This window comes from Mesorhizobium sp. P170090, assembly GCF_057786115.1.
Map to the genome: position 1 here is coordinate 2,905,912 of NZ_JBYNWH010000001.1, position 15,651 is coordinate 2,921,562.

Below are 15,651 nucleotides of genomic sequence, written 5' to 3' on the forward strand. Positions count from 1 at the left end.
CCCAGCGCATCCCGTTCAAGAAAACCGGTTGTTGGCATGAAGATTCGCGTTGCGCTCGTTTCCGCACTGCTCGCTCTTTCCGGCTGCGGAACGCTGGGCAAGGGCAGTGGCCCGGATATCTCCATCACCAACCCGCCCGCGTCGCCTCCTTCAGGGGCCAAAGTCGCGACGACGATCATCTCGGCCATGGCCGGCGGGCTCGTCGGCGGATCGATCGGCAGCGGCCTGAACAGCACCGAGAAGCGCAAGGCGCTCGAGGCGGAATACAAGGCGCTCGAATATACGGCGAGCGGCCAGAAGGTGACGTGGAAGAGCGACAGTTCGGCTCATTCCGGCGAAGTCGTCGCGGCCCAGCCCTACCGCGTCGGCTCGCAGGATTGCCGCCAGTACACCCATACGGTGTTTACCGGCACGGCCGGCCAGACCGCGCGGGGCACCGCATGCCGCAACGCCGACGGCAGCTGGACGCCGCTGACCTGAACATTGGGCCGGGGCCGGAATCCCGTCAAAGCGTCGCAGCACCCTCATGTTGTGAGAGCAGGGCTCTCGCTCTATTGGAAGAACCATGCTGTTCTGGGTCATAGCCGCACTCCTCACGCTGGGCGCAAGCCTGGCGGTGCTGCTGCCGCTGACCAGCGGCGGCAAGGGCGCTCCGACCAGCAGCGACCATGATCTCGAAGTCTATCGCGACCAATTGGCCGAGCTTGAGCGTGACGCCGCGCGCGGCCTGATTCAGCCGGCCGAAGCCGAGGAGGCGCGCACTGAGATCGCCCGCCGCATCCTTCGCCTGGGAGATGTTGGTCAAGCCAATGTCGGTCAAGCCGATGCACCTGGCGCGCGGCAGCCGTCGAGGGCGGCCAGGTTGATGGCAACATCAGCGGTGCTGGTGGTCCCGCTGCTCAGCTGGGGCCTGTACAGCCAGCTCGGCTCGCCGGATCTGCCGTCGCAGCCGCTCGCCGAACGGCTGGCCAAGAATCCGGCCGATAGTTCGGTCGACGAGTTGGTGGCGCGCGCCGAGGCCCATCTTGCCGCCAACCCTGGCGATGGACGCGGCTGGGACGTGCTCGCCCCGATCTATCTGCGCCTGCAGCGCTTTCCCGATGCCGTGACCGCCTATCGCAATGCCATCCGCCTCGATGGCGACACGGCCGCCCGCGAGGCCGGCCTCGGCGAAGCGATTGCCAATGCGGCCGGCGGCATCGTTTCGGCCGATGCGCAATCCGCTTTCGAACAGGCGCTAAAACTCGACCCGGCAAACGCGAAAGCCTCGTTCTATTTGGCGATGGCGCTGGCCCAGGAAGGCCGCATACCCGAGGCAACCGCGGCGTGGCAGAAAATGCTCGATTCCCTGCCGCAGGATTCACCATGGCGCGGAGCTGTCCAACAGGCGTTAGCCGAGGCTGCCAACCGCAGCGTCGCCTCAGGAGAGCCGGCGAAAGGCCCCGATGCCGCGGCCGTCGACGCCGCCTCGTCGATGGCGCCGCAGGACAGGCAGGCCATGATCGAAACCATGGTCGCCGGCCTCGACGAAAAATTGCGGCAAAAACCGCGCGACACGGAAGGATGGATGCGGCTCATTCGTTCCTATGTTGTGCTGGGCAAGGCCGACCAGGCGCGCGACGCGCTGCATCGCGGTATCGCCGTGTTTGGCGCCGACAGTGAGGAAGCGAAGAAATTCACCGCCTTTGCCGCCTCGCTCGGCCTGACGGCGACGGAGTAGGACATGACGCGCAAGCAGAAGCGATTGTCGGTGATTGTCGGAGGTCTTGCCTTCCTCGGCGCCGCCACCGGGCTGACCTTCTATGCGTTGGGCCAGAAGGCCTCCTATTTCTATATGCCCGCCGATCTGACCACCGCCAGCTTGCAGCCGGGACAGCGCATCAGGCTCGGCGGCCTCGTCGAAAAGGGCACAGTCGTGCGCGGGCAGGGCGCGACGGTTGCGTTCTCGGTCACCGACGCGCACAAATCGGTCAAGGTCAGCTATACCGGCATCCTGCCCGATCTGTTCCGCGAGGAGCAGGGCGTCATCACCGAAGGCAGCTTTGGCGCCGACGGCGTTTTCGTCGCCGACAGCGTGCTGGCCAAGCATGACGAGCGCTACATGCCCAAGGAAGTCGCTGACGGGCTGAAGGCCAAGGGCGTGTGGCAAGAGAGCAAGAGCCAGTAATGGTTGAGACCGGACACTTCGCGCTCGTCCTCGCCTTTGTGCTGTCGCTGGTGCAGACGCTGGTGCCGCTGATCGGCGCCCGTACCGGCAACCAGAGGCTGATGGCTGTCGGCGGTCCCGTCACGGTCACAGGCTTCGCGCTCACGGCGCTATCGTTCGCAGCACTCGCCGGCGCCTATGCAAGTTCCGATTTCTCGGTGGCGAGCGTGTGGGAAAACTCGCATTCGCTGCAGCCGCTGATCTACAAGATCACCGGAACCTGGGGCAATCACGAAGGCTCGATGCTGCTCTGGGTGCTGATCCTGACCTTCTTCGGTGCGCTGGTCGCTGTCTTCGGCTCCAACCTTCCGGCGACGCTGCGCGCCAATGTGCTGGCCGTGCAGGGGGCTATCGGCGCCACCTTCTTCCTGTTCATCCTGGCGACATCCAATCCGTTCACCCGGCTCAATCCGGCGCCGATCGAGGGCCGCGATCTCAACCCGGTCCTGCAGGATCTTGGCCTCGCCATCCATCCGCCGCTGCTCTATCTCGGCTATGTCGGGTTCTCTATCTGCTTTTCCTTCTCGGTCGCCGCCCTCATCGAAGGCCGCATCGATGCCTCCTGGGCGCGCTGGGTGCGGCCGTGGACGCTGGTCGCCTGGATGTTCCTCACCGGCGGCATCGCGATGGGCTCCTACTGGGCCTATTACGAGCTCGGCTGGGGCGGCTTCTGGTTCTGGGATCCGGTCGAAAACGCCTCCTTTATGCCGTGGCTGGCCGGCACGGCTCTTCTGCATTCGGCGATCGTCATGGAGAAGCGTTCGGCGCTCAAGATCTGGACGCTGCTGCTTGCCATCCTCACCTTCTCGCTGTCGCTGCTCGGCACCTTCCTGGTGCGCTCCGGCGTGCTGACCTCGGTGCATGCTTTCGCCACCGATCCGACCCGCGGCATCTTCATCCTGTGCATTTTGACGCTGTTCATCGGCGGCTCGCTGGCCCTGTTTGCGCTGCGCGCCTCGCGGCTGACGGCCGGCGGCCTGTTCCACCCGATCTCGCGCGAAGGCGCGCTTGTCCTCAACAATCTGTTCCTGACCACGGCCACCGCCACCGTGCTGGTCGGCACGCTCTATCCGCTCGCGGTCGAGGCGCTTTCGGCCGGCAAGATCTCGGTCGGCGCCCCCTTCTTCAACCTGACATTCGGCCCGCTGATGGTGCCGCTGCTGGTCGTGGTTCCGTTCGGGCCGCTGCTCGCCTGGAAGCGCGGTGACCTCTATGCCGTCGCCCAGCGCCTGATGGCGGCTTTCGGCGCCGCTCTCCTGGCGATGCTGGTCACCGGGCTGTTCATCGACGGCGCGTCGGTGTTCGCCGCCCTTGGTGTCGGCCTCGCCTGCTGGCTGGTCTGCGGCGCGCTTACCGACCTCGCCGTCAAGTCCGGCTTTGGCAATGTGTCGCCCGCCATCATGCTGCGCCGTTTCGCCGGCCTGCCGCGTTCGGTGTTCGGCACTGCACTTGCCCATCTCGGCCTCGGGCTGACGACGCTCGGCATTGTCGGCACGCTGTGCTTCGGCACCGAAAGGATACTGTCGATGCATGCCGGCGAGAGCGTCGAACTCTCCGGCCACACGCTGCGTTTCGACGGCCTCTTCCCGGCGCAGGGTCCGAACTACAGCGAGCAGCGCGGCCGCTTTTCCCTGATCGGCGCCGATGGCGGCGTTTCAGCCGAAATCACCTCGGCCAAGCGCTTCTTTCCGGTGCGGCAGACGACGACGACCGAATCCGGCATCGAGACGATCGGCTTCAGCCAGCTCTATCTGTCGCTGGGCGATGAAGGCACCGATGGATCCGTCGTGGTGCGCCTGTGGTGGAAGCCGCTGGTGACGCTGATCTGGGGCGGAGCTCTGGTGATGATGGCGGGAGCCGCAATGTCGCTGCTCGACCGTCGCCTGCGGGTTGGCGCACCCTCGCGCCGCCGCAAGCAGGCAGCCTCCATGCCGTCGGCAGGCGCGCCGTGAGCACCAGGTCTCTGGCCTCGCTCGTGCTTTTGCTGGCGCTGCTGTTTGCCGGCGCGGCGCAAGCGGTGAAACCGGACGAGGTTCTCGCCGATGCGGCGCTCGAGGCGAGGGCGCGGCTGCTGTCGGAAGGCCTGCGCTGCATGGTCTGCCAGAACCAGTCCATCGACGAATCCGATGCAGACCTCGCCCGCGACCTGCGCATCCTGGTGCGCCAGCGCCTGGTTGCCGGCGATACCGACCAGCAGGTGATGGACTATATCGTGTCGCGCTACGGCGAGTTCGTGCTGTTGAAGCCGCGCTTCAGCCCGCGCAACGCCTTGCTTTGGGGCACGCCGGTGCTTCTGCTTCTAGTCGGCGGCATTTTCATTGTGCTGACCACACGCTCCCGCCGCTCGTTTGCAACCAAGGCGCTGAGCGCCGAGGAACAGGCGGCGCTGGACAAGATGCTGAGCGACTAGCTCGGCCATTCCTCCAAAGGCCAGTCCCGCGACGTGTGGATGGCGCGCAGGATAACAATGCTCTGACGGCCGGCGATCAGGCGCAATTCATAGGCAATGATGTAGGGCAGGCGGCCGATGGGCTTCTCATAAGTGCCTGTTACCCGGCCAGGTCGGCCCGTCGCCATATCACCAAGGCCCCGGCCCATTTCACGGATACGGTCCGCGAGGCGTCGGGCGGCGGCAGGATTGTCCTGAGCGATAAAGGCAACTTGCTGCGTGAGATCGTCCAGCGCTTCTCGCGACCAGGTGACGAACCGCTTCACGCCTTGCCTGCGCGCCTGGCTTTCACTGCTTCGATCACCGCGTCGAGCTCCGCCATGGCGTCGTCGTGGGGCACGACACGGCCAGCCTCTGCGTCGGCCATGCCACGTTTTATGCCTTCGATGATATCCAGCTCGCGATCGACATAGGCTGAGACCGCCTCGGCGGCGAGGAACGATTTACTACGCCTGGTATCGGTAGCGATCTGCTCCAGCTTCAGCTTGGTCTCGGACGAGACTCGAATGGTCATGGTGGTGCTTGCTGTCATTGTGAAAGCCTTGTGCTGAGTTGTGTACACCATAGGGCAGCAGGCGAGCGCAACCAAGCGATTTGTGCGACCGCCCAACATTACAAAACTTTCATGCACCGGAAATGGCGCCGTAATGTGCGCCTCTCTATTTCTCTTGTCCGAGGATGCTCTGCCTGAGCCGCATCCAGTGAAAAGAGGATACGAGACCCATGACTATCGCCCCCAACCCATATTCCCGCACCCGCAAACGCCTGTTGGCCGCCGCCGCTTCGCTGGCCATTGCCGGCGGCATCGGTTTCGGCGCCGTTGCCACTGGTACAGCTCCCGTTCTGGCCGACGCCGTGCGGGTCGAAGCGCCCCAGGTGCCGGGCTTTGCCGATGTCGTCGAGCGCGTTTCGCCGGCCGTGGTCAGCGTCAAGGTCAAGGCCAAGATCGAGCCTGCCGCCGATGACGGCTCCGACCAGTCCGACGATCCGGACGGCATGAACAACCTGCCCGACAATCCGCAGCTGCGCCAGTTCTTCAAGCAATTCCGCGGCTTTGGTGATCAGAACGGCCATGACGGCGGCAATCGTCGCTTCAGCCACCGCGACCATAACAACGACCAGCCGCGTCCGGTGGCGCAGGGTTCTGGCTTCTTCATCTCCGATGACGGCTATCTCGTCACCAACAACCATGTCGTCGAGGAAGGCTCCGCCTTCACAGTGGTGATGAATGACGGCAAGGAGCTTGACGCCAAGCTGATCGGCACCGATCCGCGCACCGATCTGGCGGTGCTCAAGGTCGATGGCGTCGGCAAGTTCACCTATGTCGATTTCGCCGACGATTCCAAGGTTCGCGTCGGCGACTGGGTGGTGGCCGTCGGCAATCCGTTCGGCCTCGGCGGCACCGTCACCGCCGGCATCGTCTCGGCCCGTGGCCGTGATATCGGCGCCGGTCCCTATGATGACTTCATCCAGATAGACGCTTCGGTCAACCGCGGCAATTCGGGCGGCCCGACCTTCAACCTTAACGGCCAGGTCGTCGGCATCAACACCGCGATCTTCTCGCCGTCGGGCGGAAGCGTCGGCATCGCCTTCGACATTCCGGCCTCGACCGCCAAGCAGGTGGTGCAGGATCTGATGAAGAGCGGCTCGGTGCAGCGTGGCTGGCTCGGCGTCGAAATCCAGCCGGTTACATCGGACATCGCCGAATCGCTGGGCCTGAAGTCGCAGAACGGGGCTCTGGTTTCGGGCGCCCAGGACGGTGGCCCCGGCAAGAAGGCCGGCATCACCGCCGGTGACGTGATCACCCAGGTCGAAGGCAAGGACGTCGCATCGCCGAAGGAACTGGCTCGTCTGATCGGCGCCTACCCACCCGGCAAGTCGGTCGACGTCACGGTGTGGCGCGACGGCAAGAGCCAGACCATCAAGGTCGATCTCGGCACGTTGCCATCCACTGACAAGCAGGCCTCGGCCGACCCGCAGCAGCCCGCGGCACCGGCAAAGCCCGCCGCGCTGGCCGATCTCGGCCTCACCGTCACCAAGTCGGAAAACGGCAAGGGCCTGGTGGTGACCGATGTCGATCCCGACAGCGATGCCGCCGACCGCGGCATCCAGCCCGGCGATGTCATCACCTCGGTCAATTCGACGGAGGTGAACGGCACCGAAGACGTCGCCAAGGCGATGGCCGATGCGGTCAAGTCCGGCCGCAAGGCGGTGCTGATGCAGATCACCCGCGACGATTCAAACCGCTTCGTCGCGCTGCCAGTCGCCAAAGGCTGACATCACACAGTTTCCAGTGCGGCGGTTTCAACACCCCCGAGCCGCCGCACGGGAAGCAAGGGGCCGAACGCGTTAGTCAGTCATCGTGTTCTGCCCCCGGCGGCAGCGGGCCCCATCGCCCGCTGCCGCTCTAACATCGAAGCATGTCGCCCAAAAGTGCACGGCGGTTTTGGCAAAACGACATGCTTGAACGAAAGCTTTTGCGCTCATGGCCGCCCCTCAATCTTCCGGCGAAATCGCGTATAACGGCTCTATGAAGATTCTCGTCATAGAAGACGATCGCGAGGCGGCCGACTATATGCAGAAGGCCTTTGCCGAGGCTGGGCACACCGCCCATGTCGCCGGCGACGGCGAAACCGGCTTTGCGCTGGCCGATGCCGGCGACTATGACGTGATGGTCGTCGACCGCATGATGCCACGCCGCGACGGGCTCTCCGTCATTGCCGGCCTGCGCTCGCGCGGCAACACCACGCCGGTGCTGATCCTGTCGGCGCTGGGCGAAGTCGATGACCGCGTCACCGGTCTGCGCGCCGGCGGGGACGACTATCTGACCAAGCCCTATGCCTTTTCCGAATTGCTCGCCCGCGTCGAGGTGCTGAACCGCCGCGCCAGCGCCAGGGAGGCCGAAACCGTCTACCGGGTCGGCGATCTCGAGCTTGACCGGCTGTCCCATTCGGTCAAGCGCGCGGCGCGCGAGATCACGCTGCAGCCGCGCGAATTCCGCCTGCTCGAATATCTGATGCGCCATGCCGGCCAGGTGGTGACGCGCACCATGCTGCTCGAAAATGTCTGGGACTATCATTTCGATCCGCAGACCAACGTGATCGACGTTCACGTCTCGCGCCTGCGTGGCAAGATCGAGAAGGGTTTCGACAAGCCGATCCTGCATACGATTCGCGGCGCCGGCTATATGCTGAAGAGCGGCTAGAGCATGATCCCAAAAAGTAGGTACCGGTTTTTGGAGAAGATCATGCTCCAACAAAGGGGTAGGTCATGATGAGATTTCAGCCAAATCTCATCATGAGCTAGAACTCGATGGCCCTTTCCCTGCCGGCCATCATGAGGACGACGGCGGCGCGGCTTTCAGCGCTTTATTTCCTGCTTTTCGCGCTATGTGCCGTGTTGCTGGTCTTCTACATGACGTCGTTGTCGGCCCGCATGCTGACCGGCCAGACCCAGCAGACCATCAATGACGAGGTGCTCGGCCTCGCCCGTGCCTATCAGAGCGGCGGCCTGCCGCGGCTGGTGCGCGTCGTCGAGCAGCGCTCGCGCCAGCCCGGCGCCAACCTCTATCTCATTGCCGATGTCAACGGCCAGATCCTCACCGGCAACGTGCAGAGCCTGGCACCGGGGGTGCTCGAGACCGATGGCTGGACGACCGAACCCTTCTCCTATCGCCGTTTCGGCGAAGGTGAGCTCGAACGGCAGCGCAACCAGGCTGCCGACCCGAACGGCGCGCAGCCCGGCGAGACTGAAATTCAGTCCGAGGGCGAGAAGGGCCACAACGCCATCGCGCTGGTGCTGCGGCTGCCCAACCAGATGATCATGCTTGTCGGCCGCGATCTCGGCGAGCCCGAGCGCTTCCGCGCCGTCGTCCGCCGCGCGCTGATGCTGGCGCTGGGCATGATGGGCCTGGGCGGGCTGCTGATCTGGTTCCTTGTCGGCCGCGCCGCGCTGAAGCGCATCGACAGCGTCTCGGAGGCAAGCCGCCGCATCATGGGCGGCGATCTCACGGGACGGCTGCCGGTGACCGGCGCCGGCGATGAGTTCGACCGCCTGTCGGAAAACCTCAACACCATGCTGGCCAGGATCGCGACGCTGAACGAAGGGCTGAAGCAGGTCTCCGACAACATCGCCCATGATTTGAAGACGCCGCTGACCAGGCTGCGCAACCGCGCCGAGGCCACACTTTCGGGCAAGCACAAGACCACCGACTACCGGCTGGCGCTGGAAGGCACCATCGCCGAATCCGACCAGTTGATAAAAACCTTCAACGCCATCCTGATGATCTCCAGGCTGGAGGCCGGCTATTCCTCGGAGAGCACCAGCAAGGTCGATCTCGCCGCCGCGGTGCATGACGTTGTCGAGCTTTATGAGCCGGTGGCGGAGGAGGCTGGCGTGGTGCTTGAAACTGCCGCGGACGGGAATTTTTCCGTCGATGGCAACCGCGAGCTGATCGGCCAGGCACTGTCGAACATCGTCGACAACGCCATCAAATACTCGACCGATGCGACGGAAAAGCCTGCCGTGCGCGTAGCCCTGCAGCGCGTCGGTCACGAAATCCGCCTTTCCGTTTCCGACAATGGCCATGGCATCCCCGACGATGCCGACCGCGCCAGGGCGACCGAGCGCTTCGTGCGGCTGGAAAAGAGCCGCTCGCAGCCGGGATCCGGCCTTGGTCTCAGCCTCGCCAAGGCGATCATGACTTTTCACAATGGCCGGCTTGAACTTCTGCCTGCCAATCCCGGATTGTCCGTTATCATGAGCTTCCCGGGGCGGGAGGACCATTGATGGCGGTGCGGATGGCGCAGAAACGGATCGAGACCGAATGGCGCCTGCAACTGGCGGCGCAGCTCGCGCCGCTGGATGAGACCCGCGCCCGGCGTGAACTGTCGGAGATCGCTGGCGATGCCAAGGACGAGAACCTGCCGCGGCTGGCGAAATTCCTAGGAGGCAAGGGCGCGGCCCAGGAGTTTCTCGCTGCGGTCTTCGATCTCTCGCCTTTCCTCCGCGATGTCGCGCGCCGCCGGCCGCAAATCCTCGACGCGCTGTTCGATGGCAGTGTCGAGGCTCGGCTGCTCGCCATCGCCGAAGCGATCGGCAAGGCCGCCTTTTCCGAGACCGTTTCCGAATCCAGCCTGATGATGGAACTCAGGCAGTGGAAGGGTGAAGCTCACTTCCTGATCGCACTTGCAGACCTCTCCGGCGAGGCCGATACCGCGCTGACGGTAAGGCGCCTCAGCAATCTCGCCGATGCCTGCACCTGCGCGGCGGTCGACTTCCTGCTGCGCGAGGCGCACAGCCAAGGCAAGCTCAAATTGCCCGATCCCGAAAATCCGTCACGGCAATCCGGCTGGATCGTGCTCGGCATGGGCAAGCTTGGCGCGCATGAACTGAATTTCTCCTCCGACATCGACCTCGTCGTCTTCTTCGATCCGGATGCGCCGGCGATCGTCGATCCGCTCGAGGCCACAGAGCTGTTTGCGCGCCTGACCCGCAGGCTGGTCCGCATCCTGCAGGACCGCACCGGGCACGGCTATGTCTTCCGCACCGATTTGAGGCTTCGTCCCGATCCAGGCTCGACGCCGCTGGCGATCCCGGTCGAGGCAGCACTTCGCTACTATGAGGCGCGCGGCCAGAACTGGGAGCGCGCCGCCATGATCAAGGCGCGTCCCGTGGCCGGCGATCTCGATGCCGGGGACGCGTTCCTGCGGGAATTGCAGCCCTATGTCTGGCGCAAATACATGGACTATGCGGCGATCGCCGACGTTCATTCGATCAAGCGCCAGATCCATGCCCACAAGGGTCATGGCGAGATCGCGGTCAAAGGACACAACGTCAAGCTCGGCCGCGGCGGCATTCGCGAAATCGAGTTCTTCGTCCAGACCCAGCAACTGATCGCCGGCGGCCGTTTTCCGGAGCTGCGCGGCCGCGAGACGGTGCCGATGCTGGGTGCGCTGGCGGCGCGCAACTGGATCACCGCCGATGCACGCAACGCGCTCACGCAGCAATATTGGTTTCTGCGCGGCGTGGAACACGCCATCCAGATGGTCGCCGACGAGCAGACGCATATTCTGCCCGACGATGATGAAGGGCTGGAACGCATCGCCCATATGCTGGGCTTTGCCGATGCCGCCAGATTTGCCGAAACCTTTCGCGCGGCTTTGCATGAGGTCGAGCGCCATTACGCCGCGCTGTTCGAGACTGCGCCTGAATTGTCGGCCGGCGTCGGCAATCTGGTCTTCACCGGCGATGTCGACGATCCCGACACGCTGCAGACCTTGCATGGCCTTGGCTTCCAGCGGCCAAGCGACATCTGCCGCGTCATTCGGGGCTGGCATTTCGGCCGCTATCGCGCCACCCAGTCGGCGGAAGCGCGCGAGCGGCTGACCGAACTGACGCCGGCGCTGCTCAAAGCCTTCGGCCAGACGCGCCGGGCCGACGAGGCGCTGGTTCGCTTCGATGAACTCCTCGCCGGCCTGCCCGCCGGCATCCAGCTGTTTTCGCTGCTGCAGTCGAATCCCGCTCTGCTGAAGCTTATGGCGACGATCATGGGCGCCGCGCCTCGGCTGGCGGCAATCATCACAAGGCGCCCGCATGTCTTCGACGGTCTGCTCGACCCGGCGCTGCTCACCGAACTGCCCAACCGCGCCTATCTCTCAGCGCGGTTGGCCGCTTTCATCGATGGCGACAGGCCCTACGAGGATGTGCTTGACCGGCTGCGCATCTTTGCCTCCGAGCAGAAATTCCTGATCGGTGTCAGGCTGCTCGCCGGCTCGATCGACCCGGCGCGCGCCGGCCGCGCCTTTTCCGATCTCGCCGACCTCACCATCGACGCCGCATTGCAGGCGGTGACCACCGAATTCGCGCTGCGCCACGGCCGCATCGCCGGCGGCACCGTGTCGCTGCTCGGCATGGGCAAACTCGGCAGCCGCGAGCTCACCGCCGGCTCCGATGTCGACCTCATTCTGCTCTACGACCACGACGCGAATGCCGACGAGTTCGACGGCGACAAGCCGCTCGCACCATCGCACTACTATACCAGGATGACGCAGCGGCTGATCGCGGCTGTCTCGGCGCCGACCGCCGAAGGCGTTCTCTACGAGCTCGACCTGCGCTTGCGGCCATCCGGCAACAAGGGGCCGGTGGCCACCCACATCGATGCCTTCAAGAAATACCAGCGCCAGGAGGCCTGGACCTGGGAGCACATGGCGCTGGCCCGGGGGCGCGCCATCGGCGGCGACGCGGCCCTTTGCGCCGAGGTCGAGGCCGAGGTGGCGGCACTTCTGGCCTTGCCGCGCGACGCCGCCAAGGTGAGGGCGGAGGCATCCGAGATGCGCGCGCTGATCGAGAAGGAAAAATCGCCGCGCGATCTCTGGGACATCAAGCTCATCTCCGGCGGCCTCATCGACCTCGAATTCATCGCGCAGGTGGCGGTTATAACCGGGCAGGTCGAAGCCGGCCGCAGGGTGACCGCGACCGGCGAAATCCTGGCGCATCTGTCGCCGGATTTCGCCGAGGCTGACGTCAGGCAGCAGCTTTGCGAAGCCTACCAACTCTATCTGGCGCTGACCCAGATGACGCGGCTTTGCCTCACCGGTGCATTCGAACGCGATGACGTTCCGCCGGGATTGTCGGATCTGCTTCTGGCGGTGACTGACCTGCCGGATTTCGGTGTGCTGGAAGCACATCTCAAGGAAACGTCGCAAAAGGTCAGAAAGGATTTCGACCTTTTGCTTCGTACGAAACGGTTGTGAGGGCGTGAAGCGCTGGCGGCTGTTTCGGATCGCATCGGGGGTGACGATGCAACAGGAGATACCCATGAGAAAGACAACCGGACTTGCCCTTGCCTTCATCGCGCTTGCCGGCGCCGTCGGCACCACCGCCTATGCCGAGAACAATGCCAGCGCCAGAATGCGCGAGGGCACCATGATGCGCCTCGACAAGGCGATGAAGGATTCCAACGGCACCATCAGCTTCGACCAGTTTTCCGACGCCATGAACGCGCGGCTGAAGAAGCTGGTCGCCGATAATGGCGGCAAGCTGACAGTCGCCCAGCTCGCTGACGCGCTGGAGAAGGCGCGGTTCGAGGAAATGGCCAAGCGCATCGTTGCCCGCTACGACAGCAAGGGCGACGGCACGCTGACCACGGACGACATCACCGGGCGCGAGAAAAAGGTGTTCGCGATGCTCGACCGCAACAATGACGGCAAGATCGAGCGCAACGAACTACCGAAGAACGGCCGCATGGGCCGCCACCACCAATGGGACGGCGGCGACGACAGCATGGAGTGAGTGGCGATATGTCTCCGGCGGCGAAAGCCGCCGGAGCCCTTACATGACCGCGGCTACTCAGTCCTTGAACGCGGCGGAGAGCACCGCTGGCATTGGCGGGCCGTCAGGCCGCCGCCTTCACCGCCGGCTGCGCCTTCTTCACCGGGATGCGCACCGACACGATGGTGCCGACGCCTTCGGTCGAGCGGATTTTCAGCGCTCCTCCTTGCAACTCGGCCAGCGAGCGCGAGATGGCAAGGCCGAGGCCGGAACCGGCGTGGTTCTTCGAAAACTGGTTCTGCACCTGTTCGAAGGGGCGGCCAAGCTTGCTCAGTGCCTCCTTCGGAATGCCGCAGCCATTGTCCTCGATGGTCAGCACCAGCGCGCCTGACGTGTTGCGGGCGCGCACCGAGATATGGCCGCCCTGGCCGGTGAACTTCACCGCATTCGACAGCAGATTGATGGCGATCTGCTTGATCGCCCGGCGGTCGGCGAACAGCGTCATCGTATCGGCGATGCGGGTTTCGACCGTGATCGATTTCTCCGCCGCCTGCAGCGAGATCACCCGCACCGTCTCGCGGATCAGCGGGCAGAGATCGATTTCCTCGCGGTCCACCGAGAATTGGCCGGCTTCGATCTTCGACATATCGAGTATGTCGTTGATGACGCCGAGCAGATATTTGCCGCTGCCGTTGATGTCGTTGGCATATTCCTCGTAGCGCGGCGAACCGAGCGGCCCGAACAGGCCTTGTTCCATCAGTTCGGAGAACCCGATGATGGCGTTGAGCGGCGTGCGCAGCTCGTGCGACATGTTGGCTAGGAATTCGGATTTGGCCCGATTGGCGGCCTCGGCGCGCTCGGTTTCCTTCATATATTCGCGGTTGAGCTCGACCAGTTCCTTGGCGCGCTCTTCCTCGGCCCGGCGGGCGAGGCTGAGGTCGTGGATGGTCGCCATCAGCCGGCGCTCGCTGTCGACCAGCTTTTCCTGGTGCAGCTTGATCTGGGTGATGTCGGAGCCGACGGAGACCGTGCCGCCGTCCCGGGTCCTCAGTTCGTTGACCTGCAGCCAGCGGCCGTCGGAGAGCTGCCGCTCGAAGGTTGCGCCCCCTTGCGGCCCGTTGGTGTTGGCCAGCCGCCGTTCAGAGGCGAAGGCCAGCATGCGCTCTTCAAGCACGGCGCGCGCAGCGCCCGGCATGACGTCGCGGTCCGACAGGCCGTTGTCCTTCTGGTATTTGGAATTGCACATGATCAGGCGCTGGGCGGCATCCCACAGCACGAAGGATTCGTTGATGTTTTCGATCGCGGTCCGCAGGCGCAGGTCGGCCGCCTCCGAGCGCAGCGCCAGATGCCGCTGCTCGGTGACGTCGACGGCAATGCCGATCAGCTGGATCTCAGGCGCTTCCGGGTCGATCACCTGGGCCCTGGCGCGCATCCACACCCACTGGCCGTCGGCGTGACGCATCCGGAACACCTGGTCGATATGGTCGATCTCGCGCTCGACGATTTTGTTGGCCAGCTCGAACAGGTCGCCGTCCTCGGGGTGGATGATGTCGTCGACCTCGCCGAACGACAGCATCGAGTTGCAGGGCTCGTAGCCCAGCATGTCGTACATCGAGCGCGACCAGTACATCTTGCCGCGCACCATGTCCCAGTCCCACAGGCCGCAGCGACCGCGAACCAGCGCCATGTCGATGCGCTGATGGGCTTCGAGATAGATGCGGTCGGCTGTCTGGGCGCGCGATGCCTGGCCGAAATAGGCGTAGAGGATGATGATCAGCACGCCGGCTGTCAGCACAAACAGCGTGACGTTGAGCGAGACGGTCTTGCGCCAGTTGTCGAACGCCGCTTCCTGCGGCACCAGCACGGCGGCGGCGTTCTTGCGGTCCCGGGTCAGGCTCACCGCCGCGTACCAGTCCTGGCCGCCGATGCTGACATCCATGACCCCGGCGCGGTCGCCGAACATGAACAGCGGCTGGCCGTCCAGCACCAGGTTGTCCAGCGATCGCCCTTGCCAGCCGGTCGACAGCGGCGACACGGCAATGATCTTGAAGGCGCTGTCGGTGATCACAAGCACATGGCTTCTGCCCATGGCGCCCTGGCGGCTCGTGCTTTCCAGAAGATCAATTGCACCGCTGGATGCCGCGGTCGGGTCGGCCGAGATTGCGTTCGCCATCTGGCCGGCGGCGAGACCTAGCACCGCCTTGCCGTCGCGCTCGGCCTCGTCGCGCTCGTTCATCAGCGACAGCACGCGCAGTGCGGCGATGACGATCAGGAAGATGATGATGAGAGCCGGTATCGAACGGCGCAGAAGGGGTTCGGCAGCCAGGAGCCGCCGGTAGGCTGGTTCAGCGATGAGCCGCGTATTGCCGGCGAGGCCGTCGCCTCGCGCCTTGCGCCGCTCAAAAGCCGTCCCTTCGGGCGCGCCCCACGCGTCCGCCTTGGCCATAAATGGCACTCCCCGAATTTCCGTACGCTTGACGATCCGGCAACACCGCACATCCGAATCGTCTGTAAAGAATCAAAGGTGATTCGCCTTGTCCAGAGGCGCGGCCGAAAAACATTAAAAATTGATTGAAATAACGCTGGAATCCCTCCCCTTGAGGGGAGGGTGGCCCGAAGGGCCGGGTGGGGTCCTCGGCGAAGCGCTCGACTCTCTCAATCACGGTCGAAGTTGGTCGATGTCGCGCACTGCCGCAACGACCCCACCCGTCCATCCGCCTTCGGC

At 64.5% G+C, this 15,651-nt stretch carries 13 protein-coding genes; 10 read left to right on the plus strand and 3 right to left on the minus strand.

Translation table 11 applies throughout. The features are described from left to right. The first annotated feature begins 36 nt into the window (after positions 1-36). The 5 genes from AC3EML_RS13715 to AC3EML_RS13735 all read left to right on the plus strand — a co-directional run bounded on the left by AC3EML_RS13715 (position 37) and on the right by AC3EML_RS13735 (position 4,616). On the plus strand, positions 37-480 hold the full coding sequence (locus AC3EML_RS13715) for an RT0821/Lpp0805 family surface protein (protein WP_023687241.1): 444 nt from the start codon (positions 37-39) through the stop codon (positions 478-480). An 85-nt stretch (positions 481-565) separates the two neighbouring features. Further along, positions 566-1,720, plus strand: coding sequence for a c-type cytochrome biogenesis protein CcmI (gene ccmI / locus AC3EML_RS13720; protein WP_023754802.1), 1,155 nt, complete (start codon positions 566-568; stop codon positions 1,718-1,720). A gap of 3 nt (positions 1,721-1,723) precedes the next feature. Beyond that, a complete protein-coding gene (gene ccmE / locus AC3EML_RS13725; RefSeq protein ID WP_023705431.1) occupies positions 1,724-2,167 on the plus strand; it encodes a cytochrome c maturation protein CcmE in 444 nt (147 codons plus the stop codon). After that, positions 2,167-4,158, plus strand: coding sequence for a heme lyase CcmF/NrfE family subunit (locus AC3EML_RS13730; RefSeq protein ID WP_023702187.1), 1,992 nt, complete (start codon positions 2,167-2,169; stop codon positions 4,156-4,158). Before ccmE ends, AC3EML_RS13730 begins: the two co-directional genes overlap by 1 nt. Further along, positions 4,155-4,616: a cytochrome c-type biogenesis protein gene (locus AC3EML_RS13735; RefSeq protein WP_352521873.1), complete on the plus strand. Its 462-nt coding sequence runs from the start codon at positions 4,155-4,157 to the stop codon at positions 4,614-4,616. The genes AC3EML_RS13730 and AC3EML_RS13735 overlap by 4 nt, the downstream gene beginning before the upstream one ends. On the opposite strand, the gene AC3EML_RS13740 is transcribed toward AC3EML_RS13735, so the two are convergent. Together AC3EML_RS13740 and AC3EML_RS13745 are read right to left on the minus strand one after the other, a co-directional pair. Then, complete coding sequence (locus tag AC3EML_RS13740; protein WP_023670182.1) at positions 4,613-4,921, minus strand: type II toxin-antitoxin system RelE/ParE family toxin; 309 nt, start codon at positions 4,919-4,921, stop codon at positions 4,613-4,615. The genes AC3EML_RS13735 and AC3EML_RS13740 overlap by 4 nt on opposite strands. After that, positions 4,918-5,187, minus strand: a complete 270-nt coding sequence (locus tag AC3EML_RS13745) for a CopG family ribbon-helix-helix protein (protein ID WP_352521872.1) — start codon at positions 5,185-5,187, stop codon at positions 4,918-4,920. Before AC3EML_RS13745 ends, AC3EML_RS13740 begins: the two co-directional genes overlap by 4 nt. 191 nt (positions 5,188-5,378) lie before the next feature. On the opposite strand from AC3EML_RS13745, the gene AC3EML_RS13750 reads away from it, so the two are divergent. The 5 genes from AC3EML_RS13750 to AC3EML_RS13770 all read left to right on the plus strand — a co-directional run bounded on the left by AC3EML_RS13750 (position 5,379) and on the right by AC3EML_RS13770 (position 12,947). Then, the gene (locus AC3EML_RS13750) at positions 5,379-6,932 is read left to right on the plus strand and encodes a Do family serine endopeptidase (RefSeq protein WP_023752740.1); all 1,554 of its coding nucleotides are present in this window, start codon (positions 5,379-5,381) and stop codon (positions 6,930-6,932) included. A gap of 253 nt (positions 6,933-7,185) precedes the next feature. After that, on the plus strand, positions 7,186-7,860 hold the full coding sequence (locus AC3EML_RS13755; protein WP_352521871.1) for a response regulator transcription factor: 675 nt from the start codon (positions 7,186-7,188) through the stop codon (positions 7,858-7,860). A 107-nt stretch (positions 7,861-7,967) separates the two neighbouring features. After that, positions 7,968-9,443, plus strand: coding sequence for a sensor histidine kinase (locus tag AC3EML_RS13760; RefSeq protein ID WP_023684525.1), 1,476 nt, complete (start codon positions 7,968-7,970; stop codon positions 9,441-9,443). After that, entirely contained in the window at positions 9,443-12,409 is a 2,967-nt protein-coding gene (locus AC3EML_RS13765; protein ID WP_488505236.1) for a bifunctional [glutamine synthetase] adenylyltransferase/[glutamine synthetase]-adenylyl-L-tyrosine phosphorylase, read from the plus strand. Before AC3EML_RS13760 ends, AC3EML_RS13765 begins: the two co-directional genes overlap by 1 nt. A 64-nt stretch (positions 12,410-12,473) precedes the next feature. Then, positions 12,474-12,947 (plus strand): EF-hand domain-containing protein, encoded by a 474-nt coding sequence (locus tag AC3EML_RS13770; protein WP_023754798.1) that lies wholly within the window; start codon positions 12,474-12,476, stop codon positions 12,945-12,947. 103 nt (positions 12,948-13,050) lie between these two features. On the opposite strand, the gene AC3EML_RS13775 is transcribed toward AC3EML_RS13770, so the two are convergent. Further along, positions 13,051-15,372, minus strand: coding sequence for a PAS domain-containing sensor histidine kinase (locus AC3EML_RS13775; protein WP_352521869.1), 2,322 nt, complete (start codon positions 15,370-15,372; stop codon positions 13,051-13,053). Positions 15,373-15,651 lie beyond the last annotated feature (279 nt).